Source organism: Hominimerdicola alba, assembly GCF_900112155.1.
GTDB lineage: Bacteria > Bacillota > Clostridia > Oscillospirales > Ruminococcaceae > Hominimerdicola > Hominimerdicola alba_D.
Map to the genome: position 1 here is coordinate 61,937 of NZ_FOKQ01000001.1, position 19,337 is coordinate 81,273.

General features: G+C 42.1%; 21 protein-coding genes. 19 read left to right on the top strand and 2 right to left on the bottom strand.

Going from position 1 to position 19,337, the window contains the following annotated elements; genetic code table 11:
* The first annotated feature begins 44 nt into the window (after nucleotides 1-44).
* From BM265_RS00210 to BM265_RS00265, 11 genes are all read left to right on the top strand, one after another.
* Nucleotides 45-1,760, top strand: a complete 1,716-nt coding sequence (locus BM265_RS00210; protein ID WP_074959479.1) for an IS1634 family transposase — start codon at nucleotides 45-47, stop codon at nucleotides 1,758-1,760.
* Between the two features lies 1 nt (nucleotide 1,761).
* The gene (locus BM265_RS00215; RefSeq protein ID WP_074959480.1) at nucleotides 1,762-1,986 is read left to right on the top strand and encodes an ErpK protein; all 225 of its coding nucleotides are present in this window, start codon (nucleotides 1,762-1,764) and stop codon (nucleotides 1,984-1,986) included.
* 630 nt (nucleotides 1,987-2,616) lie between these two features.
* A complete protein-coding gene (gene glmS, locus BM265_RS00225) occupies nucleotides 2,617-4,455 on the top strand; it encodes a glutamine--fructose-6-phosphate transaminase (isomerizing) (RefSeq protein WP_074959482.1) in 1,839 nt (612 codons plus the stop codon).
* A 10-nt stretch (nucleotides 4,456-4,465) separates the two neighbouring features.
* The gene (locus BM265_RS00230) at nucleotides 4,466-5,134 is read left to right on the top strand and encodes an acyltransferase (RefSeq protein ID WP_074959483.1); all 669 of its coding nucleotides are present in this window, start codon (nucleotides 4,466-4,468) and stop codon (nucleotides 5,132-5,134) included.
* Between the two features lie 68 nt (nucleotides 5,135-5,202).
* Nucleotides 5,203-6,387 (top strand): nucleotidyltransferase domain-containing protein, encoded by a 1,185-nt coding sequence (locus BM265_RS00235; RefSeq protein ID WP_081358315.1) that lies wholly within the window; start codon nucleotides 5,203-5,205, stop codon nucleotides 6,385-6,387.
* Nucleotides 6,388-6,693: 306 nt separating this feature from the next.
* On the top strand, nucleotides 6,694-7,833 hold the full coding sequence (locus tag BM265_RS00240; protein WP_074959485.1) for an AAA family ATPase: 1,140 nt from the start codon (nucleotides 6,694-6,696) through the stop codon (nucleotides 7,831-7,833).
* Nucleotides 7,820-8,614, top strand: a complete 795-nt coding sequence (locus BM265_RS00245) for a hypothetical protein (RefSeq protein WP_074959486.1) — start codon at nucleotides 7,820-7,822, stop codon at nucleotides 8,612-8,614. Before BM265_RS00240 ends, BM265_RS00245 begins: the two co-directional genes overlap by 14 nt.
* Before the next feature lie 75 nt (nucleotides 8,615-8,689).
* The gene (locus BM265_RS00250; RefSeq protein ID WP_074959487.1) at nucleotides 8,690-9,859 is read left to right on the top strand and encodes a YaaC family protein; all 1,170 of its coding nucleotides are present in this window, start codon (nucleotides 8,690-8,692) and stop codon (nucleotides 9,857-9,859) included.
* A gap of 86 nt (nucleotides 9,860-9,945) precedes the next feature.
* On the top strand, nucleotides 9,946-10,158 hold the full coding sequence (locus tag BM265_RS00255) for a hypothetical protein (RefSeq protein ID WP_074959488.1): 213 nt from the start codon (nucleotides 9,946-9,948) through the stop codon (nucleotides 10,156-10,158).
* A 63-nt stretch (nucleotides 10,159-10,221) separates the two neighbouring features.
* Nucleotides 10,222-10,419 carry a hypothetical protein gene (locus BM265_RS19905; RefSeq protein ID WP_074959489.1) on the top strand — a complete coding sequence of 66 codons (198 nt, stop codon included), beginning with the start codon at nucleotides 10,222-10,224 and terminating at the stop codon, nucleotides 10,417-10,419.
* Between the two features lie 271 nt (nucleotides 10,420-10,690).
* Nucleotides 10,691-12,076: a ribonuclease III domain-containing protein gene (locus BM265_RS00265; protein WP_074959490.1), complete on the top strand. Its 1,386-nt coding sequence runs from the start codon at nucleotides 10,691-10,693 to the stop codon at nucleotides 12,074-12,076.
* 115 nt (nucleotides 12,077-12,191) lie between these two features.
* On the opposite strand, the gene BM265_RS00270 is transcribed toward BM265_RS00265, so the two are convergent.
* Together BM265_RS00270 and BM265_RS00275 are read right to left on the bottom strand one after the other, a co-directional pair.
* Nucleotides 12,192-13,331 (bottom strand): hypothetical protein, encoded by a 1,140-nt coding sequence (locus tag BM265_RS00270; RefSeq protein ID WP_074959491.1) that lies wholly within the window; start codon nucleotides 13,329-13,331, stop codon nucleotides 12,192-12,194.
* A gap of 152 nt (nucleotides 13,332-13,483) precedes the next feature.
* On the bottom strand, nucleotides 13,484-14,248 hold the full coding sequence (locus BM265_RS00275) for a metallophosphoesterase (RefSeq protein WP_074959492.1): 765 nt from the start codon (nucleotides 14,246-14,248) through the stop codon (nucleotides 13,484-13,486).
* Nucleotides 14,249-14,875: 627 nt separating this feature from the next.
* Here BM265_RS00275 and BM265_RS00285 point away from each other — a divergent pair.
* The 8 genes from BM265_RS00285 to BM265_RS00320 all read left to right on the top strand — a co-directional run bounded on the left by BM265_RS00285 (nucleotide 14,876) and on the right by BM265_RS00320 (nucleotide 19,286).
* Nucleotides 14,876-15,502: a CHC2 zinc finger domain-containing protein gene (locus tag BM265_RS00285; protein WP_074959494.1), complete on the top strand. Its 627-nt coding sequence runs from the start codon at nucleotides 14,876-14,878 to the stop codon at nucleotides 15,500-15,502.
* Between the two features lie 107 nt (nucleotides 15,503-15,609).
* Entirely contained in the window at nucleotides 15,610-16,002 is a 393-nt protein-coding gene (locus BM265_RS00290) for a hypothetical protein (RefSeq protein WP_074959495.1), read from the top strand.
* Nucleotides 15,995-16,180 carry a hypothetical protein gene (locus BM265_RS00295; RefSeq protein ID WP_074959496.1) on the top strand — a complete coding sequence of 62 codons (186 nt, stop codon included), beginning with the start codon at nucleotides 15,995-15,997 and terminating at the stop codon, nucleotides 16,178-16,180. Before BM265_RS00290 ends, BM265_RS00295 begins: the two co-directional genes overlap by 8 nt.
* On the top strand, nucleotides 16,180-16,425 hold the full coding sequence (locus tag BM265_RS00300) for an HU family DNA-binding protein (protein WP_074959497.1): 246 nt from the start codon (nucleotides 16,180-16,182) through the stop codon (nucleotides 16,423-16,425). The genes BM265_RS00295 and BM265_RS00300 overlap by 1 nt, the downstream gene beginning before the upstream one ends.
* Entirely contained in the window at nucleotides 16,422-16,619 is a 198-nt protein-coding gene (locus BM265_RS00305) for a hypothetical protein (RefSeq protein WP_074959498.1), read from the top strand. The genes BM265_RS00300 and BM265_RS00305 overlap by 4 nt, the downstream gene beginning before the upstream one ends.
* Before the next feature lie 6 nt (nucleotides 16,620-16,625).
* A complete protein-coding gene (locus BM265_RS00310) occupies nucleotides 16,626-17,603 on the top strand; it encodes a site-specific DNA-methyltransferase (RefSeq protein ID WP_207646937.1) in 978 nt (325 codons plus the stop codon).
* A gap of 16 nt (nucleotides 17,604-17,619) precedes the next feature.
* Entirely contained in the window at nucleotides 17,620-18,594 is a 975-nt protein-coding gene (locus tag BM265_RS00315; RefSeq protein ID WP_074959500.1) for a site-specific DNA-methyltransferase, read from the top strand.
* Nucleotides 18,591-19,286, top strand: coding sequence for a DNA-methyltransferase (locus tag BM265_RS00320; protein WP_074959501.1), 696 nt, complete (start codon nucleotides 18,591-18,593; stop codon nucleotides 19,284-19,286). The genes BM265_RS00315 and BM265_RS00320 overlap by 4 nt, the downstream gene beginning before the upstream one ends.
* Nucleotides 19,287-19,337 lie beyond the last annotated feature (51 nt).

Here is a 19,337-nt window from a genome sequence, read left to right on the forward strand (position 1 = left end):
AGTAAGAAGTATCACTCAATAACAGATGCTGAAAGGAGCCGCTTATGTATCTGGATTGTACCGTAAAGATCCCGCCCGAGCCGGGTAAGATCAGCCGTTTTAAGAAGGGAAATGTCATCTATGTCAGGTATACTGTCGGCAGAAAATACAATCCCGAAAAGCAGTATAACGTGCCCGATCATAAAACCATTGGCAAGCTCGTAAGCCCCGATTCGTCGCTCATGATCCCCAACGAGAACTATCTGAAGTATTTCGGTGATGACGAAATTCCGGAAATTACAGAGGACAGTTCAAGGAGCAGCTGCGTCAAGGTCGGCGCATTTGCGATCATTCGCAAGATCGCAGAGGAATACGATCTGCTGAAATTGTTGCTGAATAATTTTGACCCGAAGGAGTGTGGATTGATCCTCGACCTTGCGGCGTATTCTATCGTTAGTGAAAACAATGCCGGTCAGTATTATCCCGACTATACCTACAATCACCCGTCCTTTACCGTTGATATGCGTCAGTACAGCGACAGCAGCGTTTCTAACTTTCTGTCGGATATGACCGATGACCGGAGGATAGGCTTTCTGAACGATTGGAATGCCTCCAGAGATCACAGGGAGAGAATATATATTTCATATGATTCCACCAACAAAAATTGTCAGGCAGGCGATATTGAGATGGTGGAATACGGTCATGCGAAAGATGAAAAGGGTCTTCCGGTGTTCAATTATGCGGTCGGATATGATGTGAGCAACGAAGTTCCGCTGTTTTATGAGAAATATCCGGGCAGTATCAATGACGTTTCACAGCTTCAGATCATGCTGGAGAAGGTAAAGGGGTACGGCTACCGACATATCGGATTTATTCTTGACAGAGGATATTTCAGCAAAGGTAATATCGAATATATGGACGAAAACGGCTATGATTTTGTCATTATGGTAAAGGGCATGGCGAAATTTGTCAGGAGCCTTGTCGAGGAAGTCCACGGCTCATTCGAGAATAAACGTGATCACAGTATTCGGAAACATAAGCTTTACGGTACAACTGTCAGGAAAATGCTTTACAGCTCGGATAAACAGGAACGATATTTTCATGTGTATTATTCGGATATGAAAGCGTCGGCAGAGCGTGAAAATCTTGAAGAAAGAATCGAAAAAATGAAACACGCTCTCGACAGCATGAAGGGAAAACAGGTGCAGTTCAGCCGTGAATATACGCACTATTTCAACCTCGAAATATACGATAAAGACGGAACATTTCTTGGATACCGCGAGAACAAGGAAGCAATAGAAAAAGAGCTTGAAATGAGCGGATATTTCGTGATAGTGTCATCAAGAAATATGACTGCCAAAGAAGCGATTGATCTGTACAAGAGCCGGGATACATCGGAGAAATTGTTCCGCGGTGATAAGAGCTATCTCGGAAACAAAAGCCTGCGAAACCACGGAAATGAGTCGGTGTCGTCGAAGATATTTGTCGAGTTTATCGCTTTGATAATCCGGTGCAGGATATACACACTGCTGCAAAAAGAGAAGGAAAGAATCGATAAAACACCGAATTTTATGACGGTGCCGGCAGCCATAAAGGAGCTGGAAAAGATCGAGATGATAAAAGGTCTCGACGGGAAATACCGCCTTGATCACGCAGTCACCAAGAATCAGAATATGATACTTTCAGCATTCAAAATGGATTCAAATTACATCAGAAAATATGCAAATGAGCTGTCCGAAATGCTATACAAAAGCGCATCTGCAAAAGGGGAGGAGCAGTAAAATGGCAAGACCCAAAAAGCCTGTTTCGATAGAGGATGAGATCGCAAAGCAGGAAGAAACGGTTGCGAAGCTACGGGAAAAGTATGATGTAAATGTCCGGAAGCTAAAAGATCTGTACGCCAAGAGAGATGAAGAAAAGAAGAAAGCACTGCTTGACGCAGTCGGAAAGAGCAAGCGGAGCTATGAGGAAATCATGATGTTTTTGACCTCGGGTGAGGATGAATAAGTGGTTTGAGTGAGAATATTTCTGGAAGTTAACAATTAACCTTGATTTTGATTTATTTGGTTTTCGGAGATTTTATACCATACAATGGACCTTATTTGATTTGTTTCGCGGCATTGATATATTATTATCTAGGAGCAATAATTGGAAATAATCAATCGTATATAACAGAAATTTGCGGAAAATATATTCAAAAAAGAAGAACAATCTTGGTTCTGATTAGTATTTTTATTGTATTAGCATCATTTATCACTATAGATGTTATGAAAATACAATACCTGAGTAATCTTGATATTTTTAGAAATTTCTCATTATTGTATTTGCTGTGGGAACTTGTTAATACATTTCAGATTACCTTTAGTGGCTGGATTACAAAAATCACATTTCTTATTTACGCAATACATCCTTTAGTTTTAGAATGTATTGAGAAGATAATATATAAAGTTTTTCCTAAATCGACAATAGGACCAGTAATTGATCATTGTTTGGCTCCTACTATAACATTATTATTGATTTTTGTTATAACAAAAATATGGTCACAATTCTTTTCAAAAATATGCTCTGGTGGAAGGTAAACAGTAAACCCTAAATGATGAATATGGTTTTGAAAAACGATAGTTTGGAGGACAAAATATGTGCGGCATAGTAGGCTTCACCGGAAATAAGCAAGCAGCGCCCATACTTCTTGCCGGGCTTGCAAAGCTCGAATACAGAGGCTACGACTCGGCGGGTATCGCTGTTCGTGACGGTGCTAATGAAACTGAGATCATAAAGGAAAAGGGCAAGCTGCGTGTGCTTGCGGAAATGACCGACAACGGTCACGCTGTTAAAGGTTGCTGTGGCATCGGGCATACTCGCTGGGCGACTCATGGCGAGCCGTCTGCGCTGAATGCTCACCCTCATGCTTCCGATGATGAGAATGTCATCGCCGTGCATAACGGTATCATCGAGAACTATCAGGAGCTGCGTGAAAAGCTCTCGAAAAAGGGTTATACTTTTAATTCGCAGACCGATACTGAGGTCGCGGTCAAGCTCATCGACTACTATTACAAGAAGTACGACGAGGGTCCTGTGGATTCTATCGTTCGTGCTATGCTGCGTATCCGCGGTTCCTATGCACTGTGCGTGATGTTCAAGGAATATCCCGACGAGATATACACCGCTCGTAAGGACAGCCCGATGATAATCGGTGTTGCTGACGGTGAGACCTATGTTGCGTCTGACGTTCCTGCTATCCTCAAATACACTCGTAATGTTTACTATATTGGAAATAACGAGATTGCAAAACTCGAAAAAGGCAAAGCGACTTTCTACAATATCGACCAGGAAGAGATCACCAAGCCGCTGACTGAGATCAAGTGGGATGCCGAGTCTGCTGAAAAGGGAGGCTACGAGCATTTTATGCTGAAAGAGATCCACGAGCAGCCGAAGGTAATTCGTGACACCATCAATTCCGTTGTAAAGGACGGCGTTATCAGTTTTGAGAGCGTTGGTCTGACCAACGAGGAAATGCGCAGCATCGAGCAGATCTACATTGTTGCCTGTGGTTCGGCGTATCATGTCGGCATGGCGGCGCAGTATGTTATTGAGGAGCTGACAAGCCTTTCTGTTCGTGTCGAGCTTGCAAGTGAGTTCAGATACAGGAAGATGAAGCTGAAACAGAACAGCCTTGTTATTATCATCAGCCAGTCGGGTGAGACTGCCGACAGCCTTGCGGCTCTGCGCTCTGCTAAGGATCAGGGCATCAAGACGCTGGGTATCGTGAACGTGGTTGGTTCGTCTATCGCGCGTGAGGCTGACAACGTGTTCTACACTCTTGCGGGTCCCGAGATTTCGGTTGCGACCACTAAGGCTTACAGCACTCAGCTTATCGCGGGTTATCTACTTGCTCTCCAGTTCGCTAAGGCGAGAGAAGAGATCTCCGACGAGAAATATTCCGAACTTATCAATGAAATAAACACAATCCCCGATAAGATCAGCAAAATCCTTGAAGACAAGGAACGCATTCAGTGGTTTTCGACCAAGCTGGTCGGCATCAAGGATGCTTTCTTCATCGGCAGGGGTATCGACTACGCTATCAGCCTTGAGGGCAGCCTGAAAATGAAGGAGATCAGCTATATCCACTCCGAGGCATACGCTGCGGGTGAGCTGAAACATGGCCCTATCAGTCTTATCGAGGACGGCACTGTTGTCATCAGCGTTGTGACCCAGCCCGAGCTGTATGAAAAGACCGTCAGCAATATGGTCGAGGTCAAGAGCCGTGGTGCTCATGTTATGGGGCTGACGACCTATGGAAATTATGCTATGGAGGACACCGCCGATTTCACGGTGTATATCCCGAAGATGGATCCGCTGTTTGCAGGAAGTCTGTCAGTTATCCCGTTGCAGCTGATGGGTTACTACGTTTCCGTCGGCAAGGGCTTTGATGTGGACAAGCCGAGAAATCTCGCCAAGAGCGTTACAGTTGAATAAGGAGAGAGCCATGTACACAATTTCTGACCTTTACGACCTCGATCATACACTTGCAAAAGACTATCTGAGCAAATTCACATATCCCTGGGAAGCACTCAGTGGAATAAAGGATTTTATCCTTGAACTCGGCAAGACCCTCGACCCGAACGAGTACGAGCAGCGTGAAGAAAACGTATGGGTTCATAAGACAGCTAAGGTTTTTCCGACCGCTTATCTCGGTGCGCCTTGCATTATCGGACCGAATACAGAGGTTCGTCATTGTGCATTTATTCGTGGTTCTGCACTTGTCGGTGCTGACTGTGTTGTGGGCAATAGCGTTGAGCTGAAGAACGTTATCCTGTTCGACCATGTTCAGACTCCACACTACAATTATGTTGGCGACAGCATTCTCGGCTATTTCAGCCATATGGGTGCTGGCTCTATCACATCGAATGTGAAGTCTGACAAGAAAAATGTTATCGTTCGTGACGGCAGCGAGAAGGTCGAGACCAGCATCAAGAAGTTTGGTGCTATGCTGGGCGATTACGTTGAGGTCGGCTGTAATGCGGTCTGCAATCCCGGAACCGTCATTGGCAGGAACAGCAACGTTTATCCGACTTCGTGCGTTAGGGGAGTCGTGCCTGCTGATTCGATCTGGAAGGATAACGGGGAGATCATTCATAAAGAGGACAGAGACTGACTAACAATGAAAAAGCACCTTTCGGGGTGCTTTTTCCAAAAATTGAAACATATAGAACAGGCAGGTAAATGATGCTTAACACAACTCAAATCGCACTATTAGAGGCAATCAAAGCGTCGCTGTTTGGCACTGAGCCTAACTACCCGAAAGATACCGATTGGACTGAGGTCGTAAAAGAAGCGAAAGCGCAAACTGTTTTAGGGATAATCAGTCCTGTTATTCCCATAAAAGATGAAAGTGTCGAAATAGGTAAGGCGACGTACATGAGGCTGTTGTTTGAGCAGGATAAACTTATAAAGTTGCTCGATGCAAACGATATTCCTTGTGTTATACTCAAAGGCTGTGCTGCTGCACAGTATTACCCTAAGCCACATTTGCGAGCTATGGGTGATGTGGATTTCCTTGTACAACACAGCGTATTTGAGGAAGCAATTAATGTTCTAGAGAATAATGGTTACGTTTATAAGCATGGGAAGAACAAAAAAAGCATCGATCTATCAAGAGATATAGCTTACAAGAAAAATGGTATAGAGTTTGAGTTGCACCATCATTTTGGATCATTCGGTTTTGATATAGATGATATTCTTGATCAGGCAATAATGAATAGGGAATATCGTGAAATAGACGGCTACAAGATACCAATGCTTCCGGACTTTGAGAATGGACTGGTTCTTTTAGGACATATGAATCATCATCTGATTACTCATAATCTGGGACTACGACAGATCCTTGATTGGGAAATGTACGTTCATAATGCTTTGGATGATACAATGTGGAATAAAAAGTTTCTTCCTCTGTTGAATAGTATCGGACTGAAAAGACTATCCATAAATACAACAGTAATGTGTATAAAATATTTGGGATTGAAATGTTCTCTTGATCTTGATACTGATCTTGATGAAGATGTTCCGGCAATGCTGTTGGAAATGGTATTTGATAACGGTAATTTTGGGAACAAGAAGAAAAAATCACATCAAAATGAAATCGATAGTCTTGTTTCATATGGTTTATATAATATAAAGAGAAATGGCTTCTTTCCATATTTCCAAGATATAGGACTAAGAAAGTGGCATCTATGTCAGAGATATAAAATCTTTAGACCTTTTGCTTGGATCTATGGTATTGGTAGCGCACTTATTAGAGGGATTCCTGCAATGATAAAACATGGTAGTGTTAAGAAACAGATTGATGCAAGTAAGGAAAAATACATTTTATTTGAAAAGCTAGGTATAGAATCGAACGTCAAAAAATAGTTTTCATATAAAACTATCGAAAACATTTTCTCTAATGAGAATATTTTGCGAAAACATATCACCTACCCAGATTTTCGGATCGAGCACAACTCAAACGTTGTAGCGAGGAACTGGAGCTTTGGGAGATAGCTTAGAATACTTGAACTATACATAAACAATAATATCAAATACCCGCAGAGCGTATGGTTCTTTGCGGATATTTTGTTATCTAGCGTAATTTTCTTACGGTTTTGAAAATAATTCGCGTAAAGTTATTGCATTTTATTCCGCTTTGTGGTATACTATATGTAGAGAGGAGCTGATACCATGCTGAAATACTATGAGGTTGAGAATTTCAAGTCTTTTAAAGAACGAACAAGGATTTCCTTGGAAAAGACTAATTATAAAGTGTTATCGGAAACTAATATCAGAGGCTCGATACTAAAAGGTGTACTTTTTGTAGGAGCAAATGCCTCCGGAAAATCCAATTCCGTATTGCCTGTTAAGCTGCTGCTTGACATTTTGTTTAAGGATAACTATATTTCAATTGGTGAGTTTAAGTGCCTTTTTTCTGCCAATCCCAAAGTATCGCTGAATTACTGTTTTGAAATAGATGATTCCGAGATCAGATATGAGATAGAGATACAGAGCAATCAGAAAACTATTGTTGAAAGGCTGTATCTTGATAGTGAACTTATTCTGGACAGAAACAGCAACTACGCAAAAGTTACGTTTACTGAAAAGAAGGAATACTCGGATATTCCCGATAATGCCTTTTTCCTGCGGGAATTGTATTTCAATACCAAATTCAGAGGAATGCCTGTTTTGCAGAAGTGGTTTGTATTTCTTTCTAATTCTGTATATTTTGACCTTTATGAAAAGAAGGGCTTTCTGTATAAGGATCAGGATCTTAGTCTGCTGTCGTATTTAGAAAAGCATGGAACTGATGAGATAAATGAATTCTTCAGAATGTATAGCTTTGATCAGCAGATAGAGTACGATAGTGAAGCGCATGGGAAACTATTACAGATACAGACCGACAACAAGGAGAAAAAGGCTGTATTCTTTAAACGTAAAAATATTGATGAGCCTATCCCGTTTGATCTTGAATCCTTGGGCAATCGTAATCTGTTATTGCTTCTTCCTGTTTTCTTCAATTGTATTAAGAATAGCGGAATGCTTATACTTGATGAGTTCTCCAGCGGTTTCCATAATGAGCTTGAGGAACTTCTTGTAAAATACTTTATAAAGAATTCCGACAGATCACAGCTTTTATTTGTATCTCACTCTACAAATCTTCTTTCAAACAGAATACTGCGACCTGATCAGCTGTATTCGGTAGATTTTGACAATAACGGAAGCCATATAAACCGCTTTTCAAATGAGCAGCCGAGAGAGGCGCAGAATCTTGAAAAAATGTATCTGAGCGGCGTGTTCAAAGGGGTGCCGGTCTATGATGAAGATTAGTATCAATAAGAACAAGTCTATTGGTAAGGTTTTGTATATTGTAGAGGGAGTCAAGACCGAACCGTTTTTGCTTGATCACATTTTCGGTAAACTCTTTGATTATCAGATTGAAATGTCACTAAGAGGGAAAGACTACCGCAAATACAGATCAAAGGACAATCCGTTGTCAAGAGTGTTTGTTATAAATACCGAGCAGAGCAACATCAAGTACATCAATGAACCCAATGATTACCTTGACAAACTTTTTACAGAACTGATAACGAAATACAGCTTTGATGTTGACAACGCAGCGATCTATTATCTTTTTGACAGGGACGATCACTCAAATACCGATCCTGTGTTAATAAAACAACTGCTTTCAAAGCTGAAAAACTCCCGCAATAATCCGGGATTTGACAGGCAAGGAATGCTTCTGCTCAGTTATCCGGCTATTGAAAGCTTTACATTATCAAATTTCACTCATGATTCATTCAATAATGTGTTTGATACCGGAAAACACTTAAAGCAATATCTGAACGATAATAAGATTAATCATCGTAAGATAGACGATGATACTCTGGAGCTGGCAGTGAAAGAGCTGATGTCTGCCCTGAAGCAAATCAATGGCTGCAAGTATGATCTTGATGATCTTTCCGAGTGCAATAATGAGGTTTTTGACTACGAAGAAGCCTACAAAAGTCAGAATGATGTATATAAAGCATTGAGTCTTTTAACTATTTCGCTGCTTGACCTTGGGCTTGTTGAAATAAGTGAAGGAGAGAATGAATATGGGACTGTTTAAGATTACATTGACTGACAATAAGGTGATAACAAGCTAGAAGAGTTTAGGTTGAAATAAGAGAGAGGTTATGATAACATGGCACGACATACAAAATTTGTTTTACAAAACATACCAATCCAACATAAAAACCAGTCTTTAAGAATGAAAAAACCTTACACGACACAGGATTTTACTAAACATACTGTTCTTACTGACGATGTTTACACCTATGTTTCGTTCTTCTTTGATGTACATAAAAAAGCAATGAAGTTCAATGATCAACAGAACAAGGAAAAATATGGTGATCCAAATCAATATAAATATAATTTTTATTGGAAACAATCTGAGATTTTTTATAAATCTGCAAAAGCGATAGATGTTGAAGCCTCTCCTGTAGCAGCATATTATTGTATGTTAAATGCAGCAAAAGCATATATATCATATACATCTGAGTCAGCCGATGATTTTGTTAAGGATTTTGGTGGGCATGGCATTTTAGAAGATAAAGATGATGCAGGAAATGATTTGTCAACAATAAGTATAAAGCATAAGGATTGGGGCGTATTCCCTTTGTTTGCGAGTAAACTAGATGAAGATTTCTATAATGTTTGGCCGAACCGTAACATATCATATAGTTTAAAAACATTACTATATAATATGGCATTTATTCATAGAGCCTATATGATGACATATGCAGAAAAAAGTCGAACAATTGATGAATTATTTATTCCTTTAGAAAGAGGAACAACGCCTACCTTTTACAAAGCTAATGATGGAAAAGCATATCTAGTATCCAAAATAGATAAACGGTATTTTTCACCTTCTGCTACTAAAATACCTTCGGATTATATAAGGTCATTTGGAGAGACTAATTACAATGTTTATTCAAATAACCAATTTTGGTTGATTAGTAGTAACAATGCTAAGTACAACTCTGGTAGCGTTTCTTCAGAAATAAAAGAATTGAATGCTCAGTATAGAAAGAATTACACATATATCAAAGGCAATAATCGTATGTGGTATTTAAAAAGGACTCAGATTCAAAATGATGACGTAGTCAATCTTTCAAATATGACATTAATAATGGCAGCAATGCATCGGATAAGTGAAATAGCTAGGTACAAACCAGAACAATTAAGACGGTTATTACAATCTAAGGAGAACTGGTTGCTACATGAATTTATCACGTTAGCACTTGATCAATTCCTTGATGAATTAGCTTCTGAAATAACACATCAAGAGATAATGTGTACTGGTGTAAAATAATATGATGTTGCCACTTTTTAAATGAGAGAATAAACTGAGCTACTATACTACATGTACTGTACTGACTGACGGAGGTCACAATCCACATGGAGCACCACACTCTCGACGAATTCCCGATACCAAAAGAAGAACAGCCGATCTTCATTAACGAACCCTGGCTCATCGACCGTTCTCTGGAATGGATAATGGAAACCGGCGTCTTTGCCGAGCCACTGCCGGATGATGATAATATCCGAGTGTATATCCCGATGGATATCAACAAAGAAGCTATCCTGCGCAGGCTGGATTGGATAATTTAAAAATATGGTGCGGTCAGCTTTTGGAAGAACGAGTCTGATTTTTCCTGTGATGTTGATAATCTCGTGTCGCAGATCGAGATATATGATCAATATTGGCTGTCACATGGTGCGCCCACTGACGGGAAGCACTGTGATAAGGCAATAGAGATTGTAAAAGCATTTGTCGCAGAACTGAAAGATATTGACGAGGGTGACGGAGAGATGTTCCCGTATAACGTTATAGAAGAACTTGAACAGGAATATTTTTCCGAACCCTCTTGATTTTCCGAACGAAATGTGATATAATGAACATACATGGATGGCATAGGGCATTTGGCTGTGTGTTCATTATCCTGGTCGTGCGCTTGAAAGGGCTCGCGGGCAGAGAGATGGCATTCGGAAAAATGTTTGAATGGGATCAATGAAGCTGATGACTGCAATAGGGGGATCATATCCGATCGCCATATTGTGTGTTATCGTTATATGCTTATAAATACTGATATATGTCCTCCGTGAATCTATGGCAGCAAGCCAAAATTATGGAGGTATTTTTATGTCCGAAAACAAATGCTGGCCCGAAAAATGTGTATGGCCCGAGCCTGTCTGGAACGGCGAGGGTGTGTACGCCAATACCGATCCGGAGTTGCTCAATTATGATGAGCTTGATGACGACGGCAAGGAACTGTTCGACATCAGAGCGTATTTTGACGAGCAGGTGGAACTTGGCAGATTGAATCCCGATTACACGCTGAATGAAGATTATGAAGATTACGATGAATCGTGGCAGCCCGAAAATGGTGCTGACTACTGGGACGATGAATTCTTGCTTGAAATATGGGAAGAAGATATGTCGACCTGCATCAATCTTCTGAAGATACCGTCGTATGACACGGATAGTCCCGTCAGCTTTATCAGAAAGATCATCAACTACGATTTCATCAACGAGAACATTCTCCGTCAGGCGTTCACCCGCCGCGCATTTCAGATAGAATATGGTCTGGACGGATGCAGCGAGCAGCTTGAATTCTTTGGGGATACCGTGCTGAATACGGTGGTGACGAGGGAGATTTACAAGCGTTTCACCGAGATCTCCACAAGCACGGTCGATGCGCCGTTTGAATCAAAGTACAGTGAGGGCGACCTGTCGAAAATGCGCACTCACTTTGTCAGCAAGGAATATCTTTCCGAGCGTGCAAAGGAACTTGAACTTGACCGCTTTATCCTTTACGGCTCTGACGAAAATGCAACCGACAGCAGCCGTGAAGACATGATGGAAGCACTCATCGGTGCTGTGGCGGTAGATTCAAACTGGAACTGGCGGGTGCTTGAAGATGTGGTGGACAGGCTTGTGAATATCCAGCTGAACAGTCCCGATAGTCTGCTGAAAACCTCTTACTATGAGCAGTTCAATTCATGGCATCAGCGGCATTTCCATAAGATGCCCGAGTATGAGATATTCAGACGCAGACTGCAGAACGGTGAAGAAAGTTTCAGCTGCTCCGTTCGTTACTTTGTTCCCGAAAACGACAAAGATATTTACACCGATCAGCGGATAGAGGCTCTCGACTTTCCAAACCGCACTGCCGCAAGAGAACGTGCGGCTATGATGGCTGTTGGTTTCATTCAGCAAAATGGTCTGTGGGTCGATCTGAAAAATGCGAACCTGGAACCGAAATTAGAGGACGCTATAAATCAGCTGCAAGAGCTGAAGCAGAAAAAATATGTTGATGAGCCGAAATACACATTTGAAGAATCAAGTGAAGGTTGGGAATGTGATTGCACTTGTGGTGGTGTGTTCGGCTGCGGCAGGGCTGCTAACAAGACAAAAGCCAAAAAGAAGGCTGCGTTTATGGTTTTGGTCAGGCTTCTGAAAAGTGCGGGGCTGTGCAGCGAGGAATTAGAGCATACAATGTGGCAGGTGTATGGTAGTAAAGAGTAATAAGATTACGTGATCATAACAAGGGGCGGTTCCGCAAAAACGGAGCCGCCCTGATTTCATATAATATAAATAACGAGTCATGATGTGTTTTTTCTCGCTACAGGTTCAATAATCATCATTTTTCTTTTTTGAGTTTAACTGCTTCTTTTGCCCTTTTTAACTCCGATCTGTAAATCATTCTATTCATCGGAGAGTATAAAATTTGTTCTTTTGCTTCCTTGAAATCTTTGAGCATAAATCCGTAGTATGGTTTTTTTAATACTTCATTTTCTAAAACATCAATACTATCAGAAATATCTTTGCACATATTGCTAAGATGATACGAAACAAAAGGTCTTTCCGATTCTATTATCCTTTGATACAGTCTTTCGTTAACCTTCTTAAATTGTTCTTCGGTTTCAAATTCTTGATGTTCATAATCATTATCCATGTCAGTTATTGAGTCACTATCAAATGTATCGGACTCTGTATAATTAGAAATGCCTTTTTTTGAAATATCATATCCTACCATAAACTGTGACATCAAGAAAGAATCTGACAATATCTCATCGACAAGTTTATTCATTGCTTGCTGATTTGCATTTCCTGCAAGTTGCTTTCTGAGCCAATCGGGCATATCGTCCAGAATGTTTTTCGGATAATTTAGTATATCTTCATCAGGGTGATTCATAACATTATGATTGATTGGGGACATAATCAGGAGCGAATATACTCTATCCCATATTTGTTTGTAACAGAGATTTACAATATTGTTTAGCTCAACAATCTCTTTGTCTGTTAAGTATGGTTTTTTATTATTAAGTGTATCTTTTAATACTGGGATAATTGTCGGGAGCTGTTCCCAAGTAGCTTCGATATAATCTTTAGTTTCGTCCTTATTAAGAAGCCCTGCTCCAATCTCTGCTAAAAGCGTAGCTCGTTGAGCCGGAGTATTCCCCATTGCCACTTGCTTGTGAAGTTCATAATCTGTTACAACAGAATAATAAGCCTGTAATTCCTGCCAAGCAAGTTTATTGTGACGATAATTATTTGTCAGCTCAACAAATATAGCTACAATAAATGAAGCAGTTGTTCCCGTTAGAATAGCATATAGAATGTTATATACTGTAGAATGCTCTTTAATAGTATGCATGATCAAACCTAAAACAAGATTAGATAATGCCGTTATGATAAGACATACTATAATTGTTATCTTAGGGTAGAAGGCAAATGAGATAAATTTTTTGAATGTGTCACTTTTAATATTTCGTTTCATAAATATAATTCCTTATCGTAAAACAAAACCAGCAGTTGTTCAACAACCAAATACTTACAAATAATTTTGCTCATCCTTATTTATTATTTCACAAAAAGACGATGATTCAAAGGTTTGTGGAAATACAAATAGATTAGTGATATCAGGATTCTTCACATTGGCTCAATATACACGACCTCTCTCGGATTAAACAATCGTGGGATAGTTCCGGCAGTATTTGCAAGCCCCTTCGAGATTATCATATTCCCATGAACACCACTTGTATACTTCGGGAGAATACCTTGCCCAGGTGCAAACAGACCTCTGCCGAAAAGCCGTATCTGTCCGCCATGCGCGTGACCTGACAGAACCAAATCTATCGGCATATTTTTCAGATACCTATCTCTGTACTCGGGGTGATGACACAGCAGTATCTTGTAGCCGTCCTGTTTACAGAAGTCATCAAGCCACGAAACATCTGGCTCGGTCACATCTGGTCTGTCCCCATAATCCCATTCAGGATAACGTTCGGGCTTATCCTTGCGGTACTCCCAGTATGCCGTAACACCTGCAGAACTCAGTCCGCCTATGACCACATCTTTATACTGCACAAAGCTGTTATCAAGAACGGTCACACCTGTTTCTGCCATGACTTCAATATCTTCAACGCAAAGCGTCCATTCGTGATTCCCGAGCGACATAAATGTTGGTGCGATTTCAGCACAGGCTTTCAGAAATGGCAGGACATACTGCGTTTGACCTATCGCAAGTCCGTCCGTATTCGTATCGACTCTATGAACGACATCGCCTGCGATACAGATTATATCAGGTTTGTGTGCTTTCAGCGAATCGGTTATCCAACCGAACTCTCGGTCATGAAGATCGGCAAGCAAAGCTATCCGCAGCGGAGTGTTGTATCTGTAAATCGTATCTCTCATATCTGTCTCCTTATCTAATATCATTATACCACGAACAGCTGTGAATTGCTACCCCTCGCACGATATTTTACAGTTTTTTCTTGTCATAGAATCGCTCGCTTCATTTTCATAGCTGTTATTATGTACTCCCTCAGCAGAGGGAGGGTGTTAAGGGCTCCGGGTTCCCTTAACACCCAAATCGCAAGGATACTGCGATTTGGGAAAGTGCCGTGACCTCGGTATACGGCATCTTCTATACTTGCTTCAGGAGGTGCCAAAAATAGGGTATAAAAAATAACGTTCAATATTCCAGCCTGCATAGGCTGCCACCCCTAAAATTATTACATACGCTGCGTATGCAGCCGAAACTTCTCCCCCTTCATAAGGAATGAAATGGGAGAAGTTTTTTTTCTGGTCACTAGCAAAAATATTGTAGAAATAAATAAATCGCCACACATTGAGCTTGTTCTGTTTTGTGTATCTATACAAAGTTTTTGAAAATTGAGGAATCAGACCAGAAAAAAGTGCTCTCCCGTTTCCTACCTTATGAGAGGACCAATTTCCCGACGAGATAATTTCGCCAAAATAATCTCGCCGGCAGACGCCAATGAGATCGGTTCGCTCAAACTTAAAATCAAGGGAGGAGAGATGACAACAAATATCTTTCAGGACATCAAAGACAGGGTGGACCTCAGAGACCTTGTTCGCTATTACGGTCTTGATGTGAACCGTGGCGGCTTCGCCTGCTGCCCCTTTCACAATGAACGTAACCCCTCTTTTAAAGTCTATGAAGATCATTACCACTGCTTCGGCTGTGGTGAGCACGGAGATCACGTTGACTTCGTTCAGAAGCTATATGGTATCTCCAATATTGAAGCTGCGAAAAAGATCAGTCACGACTTCGGGCTGGGGCTCGATAACGGTGAACTCGCCATTCCCGTGAAACCGAGAAAACCTAAACCCCGAAAAGATGAAGGATATGAATTGTGGCTCAACGAAGCAACCCACGTTATAATCGAATACAAGAAGCTGCTCGACTATTGGAACAGGGTGTACAATCCACGAAGTCCGATTGATGAAGTCGATGAGCGATATATCGAGAGCCTGCAAGAAAGAGGGTACGCAAATTACTACCTCGAACAACTGCTGTTCGGCTCCGATGACGATAAACGTGCCTGCTACGATACTGACAGGGATTATCCTCTTGTCATTAAAAATCGGTTGGACAAGCTCGATGCTTTCAGCCGTAAGGTTTGTAAAAGTAATACAAGATAATGGAGGACATAATAAAATGATGAAGTTTCTTATAGGTGCTGTGTTCTGTGGGGCGGGAGCTTTCTTTCCTTTCCTGCTTGTTGATGACGATATGGAGGTAGTGTCCGATGAGGTTTGACAACAGAGACACCCGGGTATTTATGTACCTCTTAAAGACTTTTGTTGCCAATAAGCACAACTATCTGCTGAACGTAAACGAGTTCTATAAAACTGATCCTACCAAAACGCTGCTCGGATATTTTGATGAGGAATACATTTACATTATCCCCAGCGTGGTGCTCGGAATGTGCGATGACTACCTGACAAGAGCAGGGAAGACCGGGATCAATATTCAGAATGTGCTCAACACACTGTTCAGAGCGAACCTCATAAAGGTCGGCTGGGTGATGCGCAAGGATCTCCGCTACCGTCCCGAAAAGAGGGTCGGCGGAAAGCGCAGGAGATATATCACATTCATCAGAAAAGAAATGAGAAACAGAGAGGGAACGATAGATGCCTAATACAAGAATAAAGGAAGAAATGATACTCGCGGGCGTGAGCATAAGCGACCTTGCGGAGTATCTCGGGAAAACCGACAAAGAGACCGTTGACCTTCTGAATACCGAGCTCGGTATCATGCAGAACTACAAGGTCATGCTTGCGGTCACGGAGATAGTGAGAAGGAGGGAGAGGGCATAATGGATACGCTGGAATTTACAAGAGAACTCGCCGCCCGCAAGGGTATTTCCGAGGTCACTGCCTATCGCTACATAAATTCGGTGATGGACACGATCCGTCAGGTCCTTGCGGAGGGCGACGAAGTAAGGATAGGTAGCTTCGGTAAGTTCACTGTTATCTCCGACCTGTCGGGCAACAAGACACCTGCGTTCGTAAGCGGAAAGTCGCTGAGGCAGGCTGTAAATGCTGGGGAGGGGATAGTTTGAACGAGCCGAAGGAGATACACCTCAAAATCGGTGAAAGCAATGTTACGCTCACGTTCAAGGGCTACAACCCGAATATCAAGCAGAAGATACTCGGTCTTTTGTGCGACAGCTTCGAGGAGCGTGTGATGAAAGAAGCGGGGGAGAGCGATAATGATGTATCCCCGGAAAATGAACAGCAGAAGGGAAGTGCATAAAAAATGATGATAGAGAACAGCAGGTTCTTTACAGAAGACCCTGCCGATAAGCTCTCCGACCTTGATGAAGGAAGCATTGATCTCGTGGTGACGGCACCGCCGAGTTATTCGGAGGATCGTTTTTCAAAGGAGTACCTCGACCATAGCTACTGTTGGGATAGCCTCAGCAATTATCTCGAATATATGGAGAAGGTATTTACCGAGGTGTACCATGTGCTGAAAAATCAGCACTACTGCATTATCGTGGCAGGAGATCAGACGTACAACAACAAGGCGGTCGTATTAAATTCCGAAAAGATACCACTGCCGGCATATTTCACTGCCATGCTTACTAGGATCGGTTTCAGCTATTTGAGTGAAGTGGTGTGGGACAAGGGCGGTTATGAAAATCCGTATGTGCCGACAGCCCCACGCTATCCCTACAATGTTATGCCGAAGAACTGCTGCGAGCATATACTTATTTTCTCAAAACGGAAGATAAATTACAACAGGATACCTTGTCCGTACTGCGGTGGAACATACACATCAAGAGCGTGTATAACACAGGAAAACGCCAGACAGTGGCGATGCGAGAATCCTGATTGCCCCGGCAGAGTAGGGCTTAAGGGCGGAAAAACATTTTCCGAATACAGCATAATGGTAAATGACTGCAAGACCGAAGAAAACATTATCCCGGTCGAGGTCATTGACAAGTGGCACAGGAATATTGTGAAAATCGAACCGAGGTCAAGATCCTATGCGGAAAAATACCGCAGACAGCGATTTATCCCCATGGAGATAATTGAAATGGCAATGAGATATTTCAGCGGAGTGGACGACCTTGTGCTTGACCCGTTCGTGGGGATCGGCAGAACTATGTTCGCAGCGGTAAAGCTGAACAGGAAATATGTCTGCTTTGAAAGGGATACCAATAATCAGAAAGTCATGTTCGGAGAAGCTGAATTTCTGCAAGAGGAATTCACCTCCGGCTATCCGCTTTATTAATGAAAGGGAGAAAAATATGAATATAGAACAGAACATTTTCAGCATGAAGGATCCGAGAAAAGAGCTTATGACTTTTGATGACAGCTGCATCGACCTGCTGGTGACGGCTCCTCCGGCTTTTGCAATGACAGGAAAGGAGAGCATCGGAACAAGCTACTCATGGGAAAATTTCGATGAATATATCGACTATATGGGTACGGTGTTTACTGAAGTTTACCGCGTCCTGAAAAACCAGCACTACTGTGTTATTAATATCGGGGACACCACCACCCGCATCGGAGACCGTCAGTGGGATAAGAAAACATATCATCTTGCGGCTCACTTTATCAACCTGCTTGAATGGATAGGCTTCACATACGTTACCGAGTATGTGACCGACAAGGGCAGAAAGAGTATTCCTAACAAGTGGAGCAGTGCATATTTTCCGTTCATGGTAACGCCTGTCAGCAGTTTGGAGCACGTTCTTGTTTTTGTGAAGAAGGATAATAAGGATACACCTGTTTCCTGTCCCCGCTGCGGCAGCGATAATGTCGGACATTGGGGATACAACAAGAAGGGCGACAGGCAGTGGGTTTGCAAGAACCGCAACTGCCCCGGTAACTGCTTTGGAGTAGGCCCCGTATATACCGAAGTCGGAAAAATCATAAACAGCCGCAAGATCGACGACAACATAATCCAGAATGAGCTCGTTGACAGATGGAGCAGGGGAGTGGTTCAGGTTTCTCCAATGTTCAGTAAAGAAACAGATCAGAGGTATCTTCCGGCGGAGGTTACTGAAATGGCAGTGCTCTTTTACAGCGGCGTGGGCGATGTTGTTCTCGACCCGTTTTCCGGCGTCGGAACAACGCTTATGACAGCGATAAAGGATAAGCGCAGATTTGTTTGTTTCGAGCGTGACGAGTATGACAGAAAGCTGTTTTTAGGAGGTCTGCTTGCTTTCAGAAAAAGAATAGAGAAAGTTAATACAGAGATAAGCTGTGAAGCAAAATGAGCACTAATGCTCTCACGGAAAGGGGTGTTTACATAAGCAACATAAAACTAAAAAACGAAAGCTGTTTCGATCTTCTGCCGACTATCCCGAACAATTCTGTTTCGCTGGTACTCATCGACCCGCCTTATGATATTTCAAGGGAAACCAATTTCGCCAATGGTGAACCTCGCGGGAGAGATAACGACCGTTTCAGGATAACTATGGATTTCGGAGAGTGGGACAGCAGCTTTCAGGGAATAGAAAAAGTAGTACGGGAGAGTTATCGGATTTTGAGAAGCCGCGGGACGTTCATCAGCTTTTATGATCTCTGGAAGATAACAAAGCTGAAAGATACTCTTGAAGAAACAGGTTTCAAGCAGATACGTTTTGTTGAATGGCTCAAAACAAATCCTGTTCCGATAAACAGCAATGTGAATTATCTGACCAATGCGAGGGAGGCGGCGGTCGCTGCCGTGAAGAACGGCAAACCGACCTTTCACTCAAAATATGATGACGGAATCTACCGTTTCCCGATCTGTCACGATAAAGGAAGATTTCACCCGACACAAAAGCCATTGGCACTTTTCCAGTCACTGGTCTTGAAACACAGCAATGCCGGAGATACAGTTCTCGACTGTTTCAGCGGTTCGGGAACGACTGCGGCTGCCTGCGGTATCACTAGCAGGGATTTTATCGGCTGCGAGATAAACTAAGAATACTACGCCAAAAGCCTTGAAAGGCTCAGAAATGATGGGATAAAAATA

Bases quoted from the DNA above. Each gene is read 5' to 3' on its own strand.
- BM265_RS00210 (WP_074959479.1), top strand. From the start codon at position 45: ATGTATCTGGATTGTACCGTAAAGATCCCGCCCGAGCCGGGTAAGATC.
- BM265_RS00215 (WP_074959480.1), top strand. From the start codon at position 1,762: ATGGCAAGACCCAAAAAGCCTGTTTCGATAGAGGATGAGATCGCAAAG.
- glmS (WP_074959482.1), top strand. From the start codon at position 2,617: ATGTGCGGCATAGTAGGCTTCACCGGAAATAAGCAAGCAGCGCCCATA.
- BM265_RS00230 (WP_074959483.1), top strand. From the start codon at position 4,466: ATGTACACAATTTCTGACCTTTACGACCTCGATCATACACTTGCAAAA.
- BM265_RS00235 (WP_081358315.1), top strand. From the start codon at position 5,203: ATGATGCTTAACACAACTCAAATCGCACTATTAGAGGCAATCAAAGCG.
- BM265_RS00240 (WP_074959485.1), top strand. From the start codon at position 6,694: ATGCTGAAATACTATGAGGTTGAGAATTTCAAGTCTTTTAAAGAACGA.
- BM265_RS00245 (WP_074959486.1), top strand. From the start codon at position 7,820: ATGATGAAGATTAGTATCAATAAGAACAAGTCTATTGGTAAGGTTTTG.
- BM265_RS00250 (WP_074959487.1), top strand. From the start codon at position 8,690: ATGGCACGACATACAAAATTTGTTTTACAAAACATACCAATCCAACAT.
- BM265_RS00255 (WP_074959488.1), top strand. From the start codon at position 9,946: ATGGAGCACCACACTCTCGACGAATTCCCGATACCAAAAGAAGAACAG.
- BM265_RS00265 (WP_074959490.1), top strand. From the start codon at position 10,691: ATGTCCGAAAACAAATGCTGGCCCGAAAAATGTGTATGGCCCGAGCCT.
- BM265_RS00270 (WP_074959491.1), bottom strand. From the start codon at position 13,331: ATGAAACGAAATATTAAAAGTGACACATTCAAAAAATTTATCTCATTT.
- BM265_RS00275 (WP_074959492.1), bottom strand. From the start codon at position 14,248: ATGAGAGATACGATTTACAGATACAACACTCCGCTGCGGATAGCTTTG.
- BM265_RS00285 (WP_074959494.1), top strand. From the start codon at position 14,876: ATGACAACAAATATCTTTCAGGACATCAAAGACAGGGTGGACCTCAGA.
- BM265_RS00290 (WP_074959495.1), top strand. From the start codon at position 15,610: ATGAGGTTTGACAACAGAGACACCCGGGTATTTATGTACCTCTTAAAG.
- BM265_RS00295 (WP_074959496.1), top strand. From the start codon at position 15,995: ATGCCTAATACAAGAATAAAGGAAGAAATGATACTCGCGGGCGTGAGC.
- BM265_RS00300 (WP_074959497.1), top strand. From the start codon at position 16,180: ATGGATACGCTGGAATTTACAAGAGAACTCGCCGCCCGCAAGGGTATT.
- BM265_RS00310 (WP_207646937.1), top strand. From the start codon at position 16,626: ATGATAGAGAACAGCAGGTTCTTTACAGAAGACCCTGCCGATAAGCTC.
- BM265_RS00315 (WP_074959500.1), top strand. From the start codon at position 17,620: ATGAATATAGAACAGAACATTTTCAGCATGAAGGATCCGAGAAAAGAG.
- BM265_RS00320 (WP_074959501.1), top strand. From the start codon at position 18,591: ATGAGCACTAATGCTCTCACGGAAAGGGGTGTTTACATAAGCAACATA.